Source organism: Streptomyces sp. NPDC058086 (assembly GCF_042885015.1).
Classification (GTDB): domain Bacteria; phylum Actinomycetota; class Actinomycetes; order Streptomycetales; family Streptomycetaceae; genus Streptomyces.
This window is the reverse complement of record NZ_JBHVST010000031.1, coordinates 48,653-61,835: the sequence shown is the minus strand read 5'-3', so window position 1 is coordinate 61,835 and position 13,183 is coordinate 48,653. Positions and strand designations below refer to the sequence as shown.

10 protein-coding genes are annotated in these 13,183 nt (G+C 70.6%); 4 read left to right on the top strand and 6 right to left on the bottom strand.

Annotated elements, in window-relative coordinates:
• Positions 1 to 102 precede the first annotated feature (102 nt).
• Positions 103 to 522: a DUF6114 domain-containing protein gene (locus ACFVWD_RS24385; RefSeq protein WP_075030989.1), complete on the bottom strand. Its 420-nt coding sequence runs from the start codon at positions 520 to 522 to the stop codon at positions 103 to 105.
• The gene (locus tag ACFVWD_RS24380; RefSeq protein ID WP_143657170.1) at positions 522 to 1,178 is read right to left on the bottom strand and encodes a DUF6230 family protein; all 657 of its coding nucleotides are present in this window, start codon (positions 1,176 to 1,178) and stop codon (positions 522 to 524) included. Before ACFVWD_RS24380 ends, ACFVWD_RS24385 begins: the two co-directional genes overlap by 1 nt.
• 662 nt (positions 1,179 to 1,840) lie before the next feature.
• Between ACFVWD_RS24380 and ACFVWD_RS24375 the strand changes: the two genes are divergently transcribed.
• Positions 1,841 to 2,491: a Tat pathway signal sequence domain protein gene (locus tag ACFVWD_RS24375; RefSeq protein ID WP_389598936.1), complete on the top strand. Its 651-nt coding sequence runs from the start codon at positions 1,841 to 1,843 to the stop codon at positions 2,489 to 2,491.
• An 18-nt stretch (positions 2,492 to 2,509) separates the two neighbouring features.
• Here ACFVWD_RS24375 and ACFVWD_RS24370 read toward each other — a convergent pair whose 3' ends face one another.
• On the bottom strand, positions 2,510 to 3,451 hold the full coding sequence (locus ACFVWD_RS24370; RefSeq protein WP_389598934.1) for a lytic polysaccharide monooxygenase: 942 nt from the start codon (positions 3,449 to 3,451) through the stop codon (positions 2,510 to 2,512).
• A gap of 466 nt (positions 3,452 to 3,917) precedes the next feature.
• Between ACFVWD_RS24370 and ACFVWD_RS24365 the strand changes: the two genes are divergently transcribed.
• The gene (locus tag ACFVWD_RS24365; RefSeq protein WP_389598932.1) at positions 3,918 to 5,657 is read left to right on the top strand and encodes a S8 family serine peptidase; all 1,740 of its coding nucleotides are present in this window, start codon (positions 3,918 to 3,920) and stop codon (positions 5,655 to 5,657) included.
• 77 nt (positions 5,658 to 5,734) lie between these two features.
• Positions 5,735 to 6,901: a damage-control phosphatase ARMT1 family protein gene (locus ACFVWD_RS24360; RefSeq protein ID WP_389598931.1), complete on the top strand. Its 1,167-nt coding sequence runs from the start codon at positions 5,735 to 5,737 to the stop codon at positions 6,899 to 6,901.
• 3 nt (positions 6,902 to 6,904) lie between these two features.
• On the opposite strand, the gene ACFVWD_RS24355 is transcribed toward ACFVWD_RS24360, so the two are convergent.
• Together ACFVWD_RS24355 and ACFVWD_RS24350 are read right to left on the bottom strand one after the other, a co-directional pair.
• Complete coding sequence (locus ACFVWD_RS24355) at positions 6,905 to 8,170, bottom strand: cytochrome P450 (protein WP_389598929.1); 1,266 nt, start codon at positions 8,168 to 8,170, stop codon at positions 6,905 to 6,907.
• A complete protein-coding gene (locus ACFVWD_RS24350) occupies positions 8,167 to 9,069 on the bottom strand; it encodes an alpha/beta fold hydrolase (protein WP_389598927.1) in 903 nt (300 codons plus the stop codon). The genes ACFVWD_RS24355 and ACFVWD_RS24350 overlap by 4 nt, the downstream gene beginning before the upstream one ends.
• A 158-nt stretch (positions 9,070 to 9,227) precedes the next feature.
• Here ACFVWD_RS24350 and cyc2 point away from each other — a divergent pair, with 158 nt between their 5' ends.
• Positions 9,228 to 11,564 (top strand): germacradienol/geosmin synthase Cyc2, encoded by a 2,337-nt coding sequence (cyc2, locus tag ACFVWD_RS24345; RefSeq protein ID WP_389598925.1) that lies wholly within the window; start codon positions 9,228 to 9,230, stop codon positions 11,562 to 11,564.
• On the opposite strand, the gene ACFVWD_RS24340 is transcribed toward cyc2, so the two are convergent.
• Positions 11,527 to 13,182 carry a hypothetical protein gene (locus tag ACFVWD_RS24340; RefSeq protein WP_389598923.1) on the bottom strand — a complete coding sequence of 552 codons (1,656 nt, stop codon included), beginning with the start codon at positions 13,180 to 13,182 and terminating at the stop codon, positions 11,527 to 11,529. The two genes, cyc2 and ACFVWD_RS24340, sit on opposite strands and share 38 nt — an antisense overlap.
• Position 13,183 lies beyond the last annotated feature (1 nt).

The window sequence follows — 13,183 nt, the reverse complement described above, 5'->3', positions numbered from 1 at the left end:
CGGAAGCTTGCCCGCCTCCTGGAGTCGCCCTGTCACAGCTCCCGCCCCGGCCGCCCATTGCCCTGAGCTCGGCCGGGGCGGGACCCCTTCCCTGCCCTCTCGCTACGCCTCGGTCGCCATCTGCTGCCGGCGGCGCCTGCGCAGCAGACGTCGCTTACGCGGCTCCTGGTGGGGAAGCCAGCCGAAGGCCAGGCAGCTGCCGGTCGCTCCGAGAAGGAGGCCGATGAAGAAGCCGCCGAGGTTGGAGGTGAGCCAGGTGCCGAGGGAGAGGAGGATGCCGAGCAGGGAGTAGAAGAGGCGCTGCGTCGGGTTGAAGAGGATCAGCAGACCGCACAGGATCATGACCGTCGGCAGCAGATAGCCCGCCATGCCCTGCATCCCGATGTGCATGACGACCTTCAGGGACGCCTTCTCGGTGAGGAGGATCTCCGCCCCGCCCAGGGTGAGCAGCAGCCCGCCCCAGAAGGGGCGGTCCGCACGCCACCGCCGGAAGCCGGACCGTAGATCCCGGACGGCCGACATCAGCAGCCCGAGTCGCTGAAGCGGAGCTTGAGACCGGGGAGCTTGAACACCGCCGCCGTGGTGGAGTAGTTCGTCTGCCGCAGGTTCCCGATGTGGACGGTGTCGGCCTGCTGGCTGAAGACGCCCTTGTTCCCCTGGACCCCGGCCTTGTCGAGCGTGCTCGCGTCGTTGCCGATCTCGATGTTGTTGAAGGCCGCGTCGCCCGACAGCTCGGTCGAGTCGGTCGTCAGATTGGTCGCCTGCACCTTGTCCGTGCCGCCGCCCGCGGTGATGACCAGGTTCGTACCGCCCAGGTCGACGCTCTGGCACAGCTTGGTGAGTGTCGCGTTCTTGATCGCGGAGGTGATGACGAGGACCTGGCCGCCCGTGTCGCCGGCGTTCGGGCTGCCGTCGGCCATGTTGTCGAGGTTGCCGAACTGCTCGAAGCCGGTGCCGTTGAGTTCGGTGGCCGTGACCGTGAACGGCATGCCGGAGATGGCGAACTGCACCCCCAGAGCGCCCTGGGCGGTGAGGATCATCAGTCCCGCGGCGACCGCGGTGGCAGGCACCGCCATCACCGCGGCGCGGCGCAGGCGGACCCGCCCACGTCTGCCGGAACCGCTTTCGTTCTCGGGGGTCGAATCGGTGGACGCCGTGGCGTCCGAGGACGAGGCCATGTTCTGCTCCCTGGACATAGTCATGCAGGTGGGGCTTCAACGGGCACGTTGTCCTGGCGCGGACAGCGGCTGCCGCGCACGCCTCCTCACAACTCCCGGCGGTCGTAAGGGCTTTCTCGTTACGCAGCAGTAGCCGACGTGGAAGTTACCGGGGGTTACATTCTGGGGTCAAGAGACTTGTGGCAAAGGGATGTTGATTGTGTGCCAACTGTGCAGACCCGGCCACGCTGACCTCGCACTCGGGCCCGCGACGACCTCGTGGCCGGGTCAGCGAACGCCTCACCTTGAGACCGTGTTGACCTTCAACTTCCTTACTGCGCCTTGACGTTGACCATCAATCAGGTCTAGAACTCTGCATTGATTCCCTTGGATCCGTGGCGCCGGATCCGATGCGCGGCACGTACGCCACCTCCTGGACCCCCCGCTCCTCGCGGGGCGGCCGTGGCACGTCTGAACGTGCGGTGCGCTCCAACGCTCAAACCACCCCCCCCGTGGCACCGGCACGGCACTTTCCCCCCTGAGCCGTGTCCGGTCGCCCGGCTTCCGCTGCCGGTCCGTGACGTAAGGAGAAGGCGTCACGGACCGGTAGCGGTCCGCCGTGACGGCATGTCCGCGCCGGCCCCGTACCCACCCGCACGCCCGTCTGAGAAAGAGGCACCCCCATGCGCACTCGATCCCTGCTCGCCCTCCTCGGTACCGCCGCCGCGCTCTCGGTCTCCGCGATCGCCCCCGCCTCCGCGGACGACACCCCCGTGCTCACCGCCGGTGGAGCCGCCGTCGCCACCGGTGACGTCCTCACCGCCTCACTGGCGAGCGGCACCGCCGCCACGCTCTACTCCAGCGCGACCGGCACAAGCGGTGTCTCCTGTGCCGCGTCGGCCTTCACCGCCTCTGTCACCGACAACCCGACGGCCCCCGGCGCGGCCACCGAGTCGCTCAGCGCCCACACCTTCGGCAGTTGCACCAGCAATGTCATCGGCGTGCTCGGCGTCACCAGTGTCACGGTCAACAACCTCCCGTACACCACCACGGTCGCCTCCGGCGGCACGGTCACCGTGACCCCGGCCGCGGGCTCCACCATCCAGACCACGGTCGTGCTGCGCACCCTGCTGGGCAGCATCAACTGCGTCTACCAGGCGCCCAGCCTGACCGGTACGGCGAGCAACACCGACAACAGCATCACCTTCACCAACCAGGCGTTCGCGAAGTCGTCGGGTTCGTCGCTCTGCTTCAGCAGCGGCTACTTCACCGCGAAGTACGCGCCCGTCTCCGACACCACCCAGTCGGGCAGCCCGGCGGTCACCGTCAACTGACCCAGCCCGGACGACCGGTCACCGGCGGCGGCGCAGCGTGATCGCGACGCCCGCGGTGAGCAGGAACGCGGCCGCTCCCCCCGCCCCGGCGACGAGGGGGAGCGTGTTGCTGCCGCCGGACGAGCTGTCCGCGGCCGGCGCGAGATGGTCGGGTGCGGTCACCTCCGTCGTCGCCGCGGTGGTCTCCGGCGCGGGCGACGGCGACTGGTCGGTGGGGGTGGGTGTGGTCGTGGTCGGCTCCTGACTCTGCTGAGCCTTCCGGCCGGCCGTGGGTGTCGTACGCGCGGGGGACGAGGTCGTCGGCGCGGCGGCCCCGCCGCCCCTGTTCGGGAAGACCACGTCCGAGCACGAGTAGTACGTGTCGGTCGTGCTCGTGTTCTGCCAGATCGTGTACAGCATCTGCCGGCCGGTCCGGTCGGCGGGCAGCGTGGCCTTGATCCGGTAGGCGCCGTTCACCAGCGCCGGATCGGTGGCCGTGGCGAACGGTTTCGTCGGCAGATCGGACCACTTGAGGGGCTTGGTCGGGTCGTACCCGGGCTTGGACAGATACAGCTTGAAGGTCCCCGTGTGCGGAATCGTCGAACTGTAGGAGAGCGTGAAGGTCGCGCCCGGCGTCATCCGCGTCGAGGGCCAGTCGGCGCGGGCCAGGTCCAGTCCCTTGTAGGCGGGCAGACCCCCGCTGCACAGCTGCCCGTCCGGGATCACCTGACGGTCCCTGCCGCCCACACCGGCGACCCGGAGGTTGTCCCAGGCGGTGAAGGGCGCGCCGTTCGCCGCGATCGCCGCCTTGCAGGCCGCCGTACCTGTGTTGCTGCCGCCTTCCGGTGAACAGGCCACCACCCGGCTGACCGGATCCGTCGGCGCGCCGTGCGCCTGGGCCGGACCCACGGCCCACGTCAGGAGAAGCAGTGGGGCCGCCACGGCGACAGCGGCCGCGGTGGCGGTGCGGTGAGCGGTCATCCGGTGGGTCTCCTTGCGGGGTGGGAGCGGCGGGTGCGGCCGTACGGCATCGCGCGCAGGCGTGGCCGCACCGTGAAGTACGGGGGCACGGGGCCGTGCGTTCAGATACGCGAGCCAGGTGAAACCGGGCACTCCCGGCCAACTGGGAGCCCTTGAGGGGCGGTTACCAGCCAGATCGAGGGTTTCCCCTGTATCCGTATTACCTGGGCTTTGCCTATCGTTCGGGCACAGCCGCCCCACAGGCAACCCCTGACAGGTCGCTCGCGACGTACGGCCGGCCACCGCGCCGCTTCTGGATTGCACCCCCCGCCGCTTCGACGACGAAGCGATTCGACCGCTGCTCCGCCGCGCCTTCCACCGCCCGGAGCCGGCCACGAAAGGCAAGCCCTTGCGTCCCGCCCCCTCACGAGAAGTCCGACGGAAGCTGATATCCGTCGCCGCGGTCTCCGCGGCTCTGCTGGCCGGAATGACCACCACGGTCGCCGCCGCCCAGCCGTCCACCGCGACCGCCACCGGCAAGGTGGCGGTCACCCCGGCGGCGCAGGCCACCGCACAGGCCGTCGCCGCTCCCGCCGAGCGCCTCATCGTCGGCTACAAGTCCGGCGCCGCCGAGGCCACCTCCAACTCCGCCGCCTCCGCCGATGCCGAGACCAAGGGCAAGGAGGCGGGCGAGAACCTCGACTTCACCCGCCGTCTCGGCACCGGCGCGGCCCTCGTCGACCTCGGCGACAGCCTCGGCACGAAGGACGTCGCCGACGTCATCGCCCGGTACCGGTCCGACCCGCAGGTCGCGTACGCCGTACCGGACCGCCTGAACACGCCCCAGGCCGACCCGAACGACACCGAGTACAGCAAGCAGTGGGACCTGTACGAGGCCAAGGCGGGCATGAACGTCCCCGGTGCCTGGCCCATCTCCACCGGCAGCGGCGTGACGGTCGCCGTCATCGACACCGGTTACGTGGCGCACACCGACGTCGCCGCGAACATCGTCGCCGGATACGACTTCATCTCCGACACGGCGGTCTCCGTCGACGGCGACGGACGCGACAGCAATCCGGCCGACCCGGGCGACCACTACGCGGCGAACGAGTGCGGTTCCGGCATCCCGGCGAGCGACTCCTCCTGGCACGGCACGCACGTGGCGGGCACCATCGCCGCGGTCGCCAACAACAGCAAGGGCATCGCGGGCATCGCCTACGGCGCGAAGATCTCCCCGCTGCGCGTCCTCGGCAAGTGCGGCGGCTACGACTCCGACATCATCGACGCCATCACCTGGGCCTCGGGCGGCACCGTCACCGGCGTCCCGGCCAACGCCAACGTCGCCAAGGTCATCAACATGAGCCTCGGCGGCAGCGGCGCCTGCACCTCGGCCACCCAGAGCGCCATCACCGCCGCCGTGAACCGCGGCACCACGGTCGTCGTCGCGGCGGGCAACGACAACGACAACGCCGCGGGCTACTCCCCGGCGAGCTGCAACAACGTCATCACCGTCGCCGCGACCGGCCGCAGCGGCTCCCGGGCCTCCTACTCCAACTACGGCTCGATCGTCGACATCTCGGCCCCCGGCGGCGACATGAGCACCGCCACCGCCAACGGCATCTACTCCACGCTGAACTCCGGTACGACGACCCCCTCCTCGGAGTCGTACGCGTACTACCAGGGCACGAGCATGGCCACCCCGCACATCGTGGGCCTGGTCGCGCTGATGAAGTCGGCGAACCCCTCGCTCACCCCGGCCCAGATCGAGACGGCCATCAAGAACAACGCCCGCGCACTGCCGGGCACCTGCTCCGGCGGCTGCGGCGCGGGCCTCGCGGACGCGACGAAGACCGTGCAGACCGTCAGCGCCGCGACCACGGGCACGACCTTCTCCAACACCACCGCCCTCTCGATCCCGGACAACGGGGCGGCCGTCGAGTCCTCGATCGCCGTCAGCGGCCGCACCGGCAACGCGCCCTCCGCCCTCCAGGTCGGCGTCGACATCACCCACACCTACCGCGGTGACCTGGTGATCGACCTGGTCGCCCCGGACGGCTCGACGTACCGCCTGAAGTCCTCCAGCACCTCGGACTCCGCGGACAACGTCAACACCACCTACACGGTCGACGCGTCCAGCGAGACCGTGAACGGCACATGGAAACTCCGCGTACAAGACGTGGCCGCCTCGGACACCGGCAAGCTCAACAGCTGGAAACTGACCCTCTGAGCGCGGCCCACGGGGGGAGGGGCGGCCCACGCGCGGCGTGGGCCGCCCCTTTCGGCTCAGCCGGTAGCGTGAGCCACATGTCTGAACCCGCCGACGTGCCCGTGATCCTCAGCAACGAGCCGGGCTCGTTCCCCTGGAGCGTGCTCGCCCAGCGGCATCCGGCCCTCGTCCGGAAGGTCCGGGACGCCTTCCCCTACGGCCCCGAGCAGCACGGTGCGCTCGACGCCCTGCTGAAGAACGCCACCGAGGGCGTCATCGAACCGCTCGGCGAGCAGGCGGCGGACCGCGGGCAGTGGGAGCGGTGGGGCGCCGAGGAGTACACCGGCCGCTCCTGGTTCGACGTGCCCTTCCTCTGGTCCGAGAGCTACTTCTACCGCCGACTCCTCGAAGCCGTCGGCTACTTCGCCCCCGGCCCCTGGAAGGGCATCGACCCCTTCCGCCCCTTCAAACTCGCGGAGCTGGACACCCCGGAGGCGGACGAGGAACTCGCCGCGCTCGACCCGCTCGCCGAGCGGCCGGTCGAGGAGCGGGAGAAGGCGCTGCTGCACGGTTCGCTGTGGGGCAACCGCGCGGACCTCGGCTTCCGCCTCGCCGCCCCGGACGGGGAATCGGACGTCGATGCCCAACTGGTCGCCAATGACGGTGAGTCGCTGCGGTCCCTGTTCGCGGGCGGCACCCTCTGCCTGGTCGCGGACAACTCCGGCCGGGAACTCATCCCCGATCTGCTCCTGATCGACCACCTGCTCCACCACCGCCGCGTAGGGCGGGCGCTCCTGCACGTGAAGCCGTACCCGTACTACGTCTCCGACGCCACGACCGCCGACGTGGTCGACGCTCTGCGCCACCTCACCGGGGCGAAGGGGGCGGCGGGCGAGTCCGGCCACCGGCTGTGGGCGGCGATGACCGACGGTCGCCTCACCGTCCGGGCCCACCCCTTCTCCTGTGCCCCGCTGCCGTACGCCGACATGCCCGACGACCTTCGCCGTGAGTTCGCCGAGGCCGACGTGACCCTCGTGAAGGGCGACCTGAACTACCGCCGCCTGGTCGGCGACCGGCGCTACCCCGCCACCACCCCCTTCGCGGAGCCCACCGCGTACTTCCCGGGCCCGGTCGCCGCCCTGCGCACCCTCAAGTCCGATGTGATCGTGGGCCTGGACGCCCGCACGGAGGCCGCCCTCGACGCGGCCGAGGGCGGCCGCTGGCGCACGAGCGGCACACATGCCCTGATCCAGGTGCGGACCTGAGGGTCAAGGAGCCTCCAACGGCAGCGACTTGATTCCGTTGATGAAGTTCGAGACGAGGCGCCGGGGAGGTCCGGCGGCTCGCAGCACGGGCAGGGCCCGCAACGTCTCCTCATGGAGCACGCGCAGTTGCAGACGGGCGAAGTGCGCGCCGAGGCAGACGTGCGGGCCGTCGCCGAAGGAGACATGGGGGTTGGGGGAGCGCGACAGGTCGAGCCGCTCGGGATCGGTGAAGACACGCTCGTCGTGGTTGGCCGAGGCGTGGAAGACGACCACCTTGTCGCCCGCGCGGATGCGCCGCCCGGCCAGCTCGGTGTCCAGAGCCGCCGTACGACGGAAGCTGAGCACCGGCGGATGCAGTCGCAGCAACTCATCGACAGCCGAGTCGATTTCGATGACCCCGGCGCGCAGGGCGGCGTACGCGACCGGGTGCTGAGCGAGTGTCAGAAGACCGCCGGGAGCCGCGCTGCGCACGGTGTCGTTGCCCGCGACGGTGAGGAGGAAGAAGAACATCTCCAGCTCGGCAGGCGTGAGTTCGGGGTCGGCGGCGAGGGTGGTCATCACGTCGTCGCTCGGATGGCTCTTCTTGTAGAGGGCCAGTTGGTGCGCGTACGCGAACATGTCCCCCAGCATCGCCGGGGAGCGCGGATTGACCGGGCGGCCGCGCGCGTCGAGCACGGGCTCGCCCGCCTCGTCGGGGTCCTGGTAGCCGATGACGCGCTGTGTCCAGCGCAGCAGCAGGCCGCGGTCGCGCTCCGGAACGCCCAGCAGGTCGGCGAGGTTGAGCAGGGCGTACTCGTCGGTGACGGTGGCGACGAGATCGAAGACGCCGTCGCCCGCACGGGCCTCGGCCGCCGCCTTTTCGAGCAGGCCCCGGGCCCGGGTGCGGACGACCGACGCGAAGTGCTCGACCCGGCGAGGCGTGAAGGCGCGGCTGACCAGACGCCGCAGCCTGCCGTGGTCCGGCGGATCCTGATTGAGCATCATGCGCCGGATGAAGGGCAGGTCGTCCGGGTCGGGATCGCGGATCTGGGTCGCCCCGAGACACGAGGAGTACGTCGCCGAGTCCTTCAGCACCCGGACCACGTCCGCGTGCCGGGTCACCGCCCAGAAGCCGGGCCCGGCCGGCCAGCCCAGCACTTCGGGCTCGTGCTGCCAGGCCACGGGGTGGTGGTCGCGCAGGGTGCGGTAGGCGGCGTGCGGGATTCCGTCGGCGTACCGCCGGGGGTCGAAGACGTCGGGGACGGGCGGGGCACTCTCGCGTACGCTCACGCCGGCTCGCCCCCACCCTTGCCCGCGACCACACCCGAGCCGCCGCTCGCGATCTCGCCCTCGTCGCCGCTCGCGATCTCGCCCCCTTCGTCTCCCGTGTTGTCCGCGTCCTCGCCGCTGCCCCAGCCCGCGTCCTGCGAGCGCAGGAAGGCCTCCACGACGCGGATCAGGTCCAGCGGGCTCTCGTCCATCGCGTAATGGCCCGCCCAGGGCAGCTCGAACAGCTCCGCGTCCGGGTACCAGCACATCCAGGTCTCCCGCATCAGACCGGCGGACAGGGCGGGATCCAGCGCCCCGGTCACCGCCAGCGCGGGTACCGTCGCGCCCTCGACCTCCGTGTGGAAGTCCTCGCCGGCCCAGGAGTCCAGATAGGCGCGGAACGCCTTGGTGTCGCTGAGTTCCAGTGAGCGCGCCACCATCCGGTCGAGCCACGCGGCGGGCAGCCGGCCGCCGGTCGTGAAGTCGATGATGGCGCGCCGGTTCTCCGGCTTGTGCGCCGCGTCCGCGAACAGCTCCCACTGGTCCGCCGGCAGCGGCAGCCCGGACGCGGGCACCGGCGAGACCCCGACGAGCCGGTGCAGCCGGTCCGGGGCGAGGGCCAGCAGGCGCTGGGCGACGGCGGCGCCCATCGAGTGGCCGACCACCGAGAACCGCTCCCAGCCGAGCCGGTCCGCCAGCTCGACCACATCGGCGGCGGCCTCGGCGGTGGTGTACGCGCCGACCGCGTCCTTCGCCTGCCCGTAGCCGCGCAGGTCGACCAGCGCGTACTGGAACGCGGCGCGGTCGAGATCCGGGACCACCGCCGCGTAGGCGGACCGGTCGGCGAACCAGCCGTGCACGGCGATCACCTTGTGAGCGCCGTCGCCGTGCACTTCATGGGGAAGTACGAAGGAGGTCATGCGACCACGGTGGCCCGGCGGGTGCGGGTCGGCAAGACCCCGCGCCGACCCGCCCGCGGGGCCCGGGCCGTTGACCGGAAAAGGGGCAAATTCACGCGATGGTGTGATCATGTCCCACCCGGCGGATGCTCCCGGAGGGCCCTGGGTAGGGCCCGGCCATGACGCAGCCGTTCGAACTCCCGCACTTCTACATGCCGTATCCCGCGCGGCTGAACCCGTACCTCGACGAGGCGCGCGCCCACACGGTCGAATGGGCCCGTGGGATGGGCATGTTGGAGGGCTCCGGCATCTGGGAACAGTCCGACCTCGACGCGCACGACTACGGGCTGCTCTGTGCGTACACCCACCCCGACTGCGACGGCCCGGCACTCTCGCTCATCACCGACTGGTACGTGTGGGTCTTCTTCTTCGACGACCACTTCCTGGAGACCTTCAAACGCACCCAGGACCGCGACGGCGGCAAGGCCTACCTGGACCGGCTGCCCCTCTTCATGCCGCTGGACCTCTCGACCCCCGTACCGGAGCCGGAGAATCCGGTCGAGGCGGGGCTCGCCGACCTCTGGGCGCGCACGGTGCCCGCGATGTCGGTGGACTGGCGGGGGCGGTTCGCGGTGTCCACGGAGCACCTGCTCAACGAGTCGATGTGGGAGCTCTCCAACATCAACGAGGGGCGGATCGCCAACCCCGTCGAGTACATCGAGATGCGCCGCAAGGTGGGCGGCGCCCCCTGGTCGGCGGGGCTCGTGGAGTACGCGACGGCCGAGGTGCCCGCCTCCGTCGCGGGGACGCGCCCGCTGCGGGTGCTGATGGAGACGTTCTCGGACGGGGTCCATCTGCGCAACGACCTGTTCTCCTACCAGCGCGAGGTCGAGGTCGAGGGCGAGCTCAGCAACGGCGTCCTCGTCCTGGAGACCTTCTTCGGCTGCACCACCCAGGAGGCCGCCGAGACCGTCAACGACATCCTCACCTCACGCCTGCACCAGTTCGAGCACACGGCTCTCACCGAAGTGCCCGCACTCGCCGCGGAGAAGGGACTCACCCCGGACCAGGTCGCCGCCGTCGCCGCGTACACCCAGGGGCTCCAGGACTGGCAGTCGGGCGGCCACGAGTGGCACCTGCGCTCCAGCCGCTACATGAACGAGGGTGCGGTGGAAGGCAGTCGGCCGTTCGGCCTCGCCGAGCTCGGCACCTCGGCCGTCGACATCGGCGCACTGCTCTCCGCGGCCGGGGCGGAGCGGCTGCGCAGGTACACCCATGTCCCGTACCAGAAGGTCGGCCCGTCCCTGCTCCCCGACTTCTCCATGCCCTTCGAGCTCGCCCTCAGCCCCCACATGGACGGCGCCCGCGACCGCCTCACCGGCTGGATGTACGACAACGGCATGCTCCAGGAGGGGGTCTGGGACGAGGACAAGCTGGCGGCGTACGACCTTCCGCTGTGCGCCGCGGGCATCCACCCGGACGCGACCGAGGAAGCCCTCGACCTCGGCTCCCAGTGGCTGGCCTGGGGGACGTACGGCGACGACTACTACCCGCTGGTCTTCGGACACCGCCGCGACCTGGCGGCGGCGAAGACGACCACCGAACGCCTCTCGGCCTGCATGCCCATCGAGGGCGAGCCGACCTTGGTCCCGGCCAACGCAATGGAGCACGGCCTCCTCGACCTGTGGGAGCGCACGACGGCGAAGATGACGCCGGACGAGCGGCGCAAGCTGCGCGGTGACGTGGACAAGATGACGGAGAGCTGGGTGTGGGAGCTGTCGAACCAGCTCCAGCACCGCATCCCCGACCCGATCGACTACCTGGAGATGCGCCGCGACACCTTCGGCTCCGACCTCACCCTGAACCTGTGTCGCCTGGGCCACGGCCCCAAGGTCCCGCCGGAGGTCTACCGGAGCGGTCCCGTCCGGTCGTTGGAGAACGCCGCCATCGACTACGCGATGCTCATCAACGACGTCTTCTCGTACCAGAAGGAGATCGAGTACGAGGGCGAGGTCCACAACGCCATCCTTGTCGTGCAGAACTTCTTCGGCTGCGACTACCCGACCGGCCTCGGCATCATCCATGACCTGATGACCCAGCGCATGCAGCAGTTCCAGCACGTCGCCGCCTATGAACTGCCGCTCCTGTACGAGGACTTCAAGCTCTCGCAGGAGGTGCGCGGGATCATGGACGGCTATGTGGTGCAACTCGAGAACTGGCTCTCCGGAATCCTGAAATGGCACCAGGACTGCCACCGTTACGGCGCCGAGGACCTGGCTCGCCGCGCCCACGGCTTCTTGCCGGACCGGGCTCCCACGGTGCCGTTCCCCGGGACGGGGGTCGGGACCGTACCGGTACCGGTGCTCAGTTCGCACGACATGGTGGAGACGGAAGCCCCGCCGGACCTCGCTCCCAGGATCGCAGCAGGCGCCACCCCGTCGTTCACCCTGCCGAAGGGAGTGGGAGCCGCCGCGGAGTTCAGCCTGCCGAAGGCCGCGGCGTCCGCTCCGCACTGACGTCGGCATCGGCGTTCTCAACGGCGTTCGCACCGGTGTTGGCACCAGTGTTGGCACCGGTGTCCGTATGGATGTCCGTCGTCCCGGCGAGGCTCCGCTCCACGTTCGCCCTGGCCGTCCCGGAGAGTCTCGCCAGAAGCTCTCCGGCGGCCACGGCGACGGCGCGGACCTCGTCGGTGAGCGCCGGGTCGGGGGCCGCGGCCCGTGCGACCGCGTAGTGCTCCTCGACGATGTACGCGCCCAGATTGGTGCGCCACCAGTGCTCCAGTGAGCCGTCGCTGTTGCTGTTGCCGTCACTGTCACTGCCGCCGTCGTTGCCGTCCGGCTCGACGAGGGTGTCCCGCAGCGAGGTCAACGTGCGTATCGCCGCGCCGAACCTGCCCTCCTCCCGCTCCAGCCGGGCGAGCCTGAGGAGGGCCGAGACGCGGTCCCAGGCTTTGGTCTGCAGCGGCACGTACAGCCGCTGGGCGCGCAGCGCCTGAAAGGTGTCGCCCAACTGCTGGAACTCGTGTACGAGCGGGCTCAGTTGGCATGCGTGGCGGCGCTCCATGGCCTTGCCGTCCCGCGCGTCGCAGTACGCCCGGAAGTCGATGTCGTCCAATCGCCGGATCAGCGCGGCGCGGGCGAGCTCGACCAGACCCTGTTCGCGGGCGAGTCCGGTCCAGGTGAACAGCGGCTCGTCGGCGGGGTCGGTGCCGAAGAGCGAGTCGTCCAGGTCGCTCGCCCACCTCCGCAGCTCGGCCGGATCAGCGCCCGGCTCGGGCATCCCGCCGAGCCCGCACCAGGTGTCGAAGTCCGTCTCTCGGACCTCGTACAGCAGCGGCAGATCCTCCGCCAGACCGTGCAGGCCCACCAGGACGGCGGCGAGCCGCAGTTCGTCGGTCATCGACGCCTCGGCCTCATGCCTCAGCAGATGCCGCAGCAGCGGAAGATCGCCCTCGCGCCGGTCGAACTGGGCGGCGCGCAGCGCGAGCGCCCGGCGCGCCCGGTCCCCGGCCACCTCGTCCCACGCCGAGCCCTCGCGCAGCAGCGCCAGGTCGGCGCGTCCCCGCGCGAGGACCGACTCCCACAACGGGGGACGGGGGTGGCGGTCCAGGAGGCCGTGTGCGCCGCCCTCCTCCGCGTTCAGAAGAAGGAAGTCCGGCTCGGTGCGCAACAGGGCCGCGTGCAGCAGACCGATGAGCTCGACGGGTGAGCGCTCGGGCAGGCCGAGACCGGCCCGCAGTTCGGTCCGCTCGTCGTCGATCCCGTGGTACTCCCGGATCTCCTCCTCCGTCTCGGCGACCGCGGCGCGGATCTTCTCCTCTCCGTCGGCCGGCGCGAGCCCCAGGTGGTCGTGCCAGCCGGGCAGCCCGACCAGCACCTCCAGCGCCTCGTCGACGCTGCTGCCGATGATTCCGGCGGAGCCCTCCGAGTCCGCGTACAGCACGGAACCGTCCTCGCACACGAAATACGTACCGCCCGTGTCGTCCCCCGCCACCGCCTCCAGCGGACCGCCCGAGGCGAGCCGGACGTCCTCGCCGTGGTCGGCACGGGCCAGGTCGAAGTTGAAGGGGAACGCGGCCAGTTCGGCCAGGTGAGACTGCTCCCGGAGCAGCCGCAGGGCGTGATCGTTCATA

Excerpts from the sequence above, each read along its gene's own strand:
- ACFVWD_RS24375 (WP_389598936.1), top strand. The coding sequence starts at position 1,841 with ATGCGCACTCGATCCCTGCTCGCCCTCCTCGGTACCGCCGCCGCGCTC.
- ACFVWD_RS24340 (WP_389598923.1), bottom strand. The coding sequence starts at position 13,182 with ATGAACGATCACGCCCTGCGGCTGCTCCGGGAGCAGTCTCACCTGGCC.
- ACFVWD_RS24370 (WP_389598934.1), bottom strand. The coding sequence starts at position 3,451 with ATGACCGCTCACCGCACCGCCACCGCGGCCGCTGTCGCCGTGGCGGCC.
- ACFVWD_RS24360 (WP_389598931.1), top strand. The coding sequence starts at position 5,735 with ATGTCTGAACCCGCCGACGTGCCCGTGATCCTCAGCAACGAGCCGGGC.
- ACFVWD_RS24365 (WP_389598932.1), top strand. The coding sequence starts at position 3,918 with ATGACCACCACGGTCGCCGCCGCCCAGCCGTCCACCGCGACCGCCACC.
- ACFVWD_RS24380 (WP_143657170.1), bottom strand. The coding sequence starts at position 1,178 with ATGGCCTCGTCCTCGGACGCCACGGCGTCCACCGATTCGACCCCCGAG.
- ACFVWD_RS24350 (WP_389598927.1), bottom strand. The coding sequence starts at position 9,069 with ATGACCTCCTTCGTACTTCCCCATGAAGTGCACGGCGACGGCGCTCAC.
- cyc2 (WP_389598925.1), top strand. The coding sequence starts at position 9,228 with ATGACGCAGCCGTTCGAACTCCCGCACTTCTACATGCCGTATCCCGCG.
- ACFVWD_RS24385 (WP_075030989.1), bottom strand. The coding sequence starts at position 522 with ATGTCGGCCGTCCGGGATCTACGGTCCGGCTTCCGGCGGTGGCGTGCG.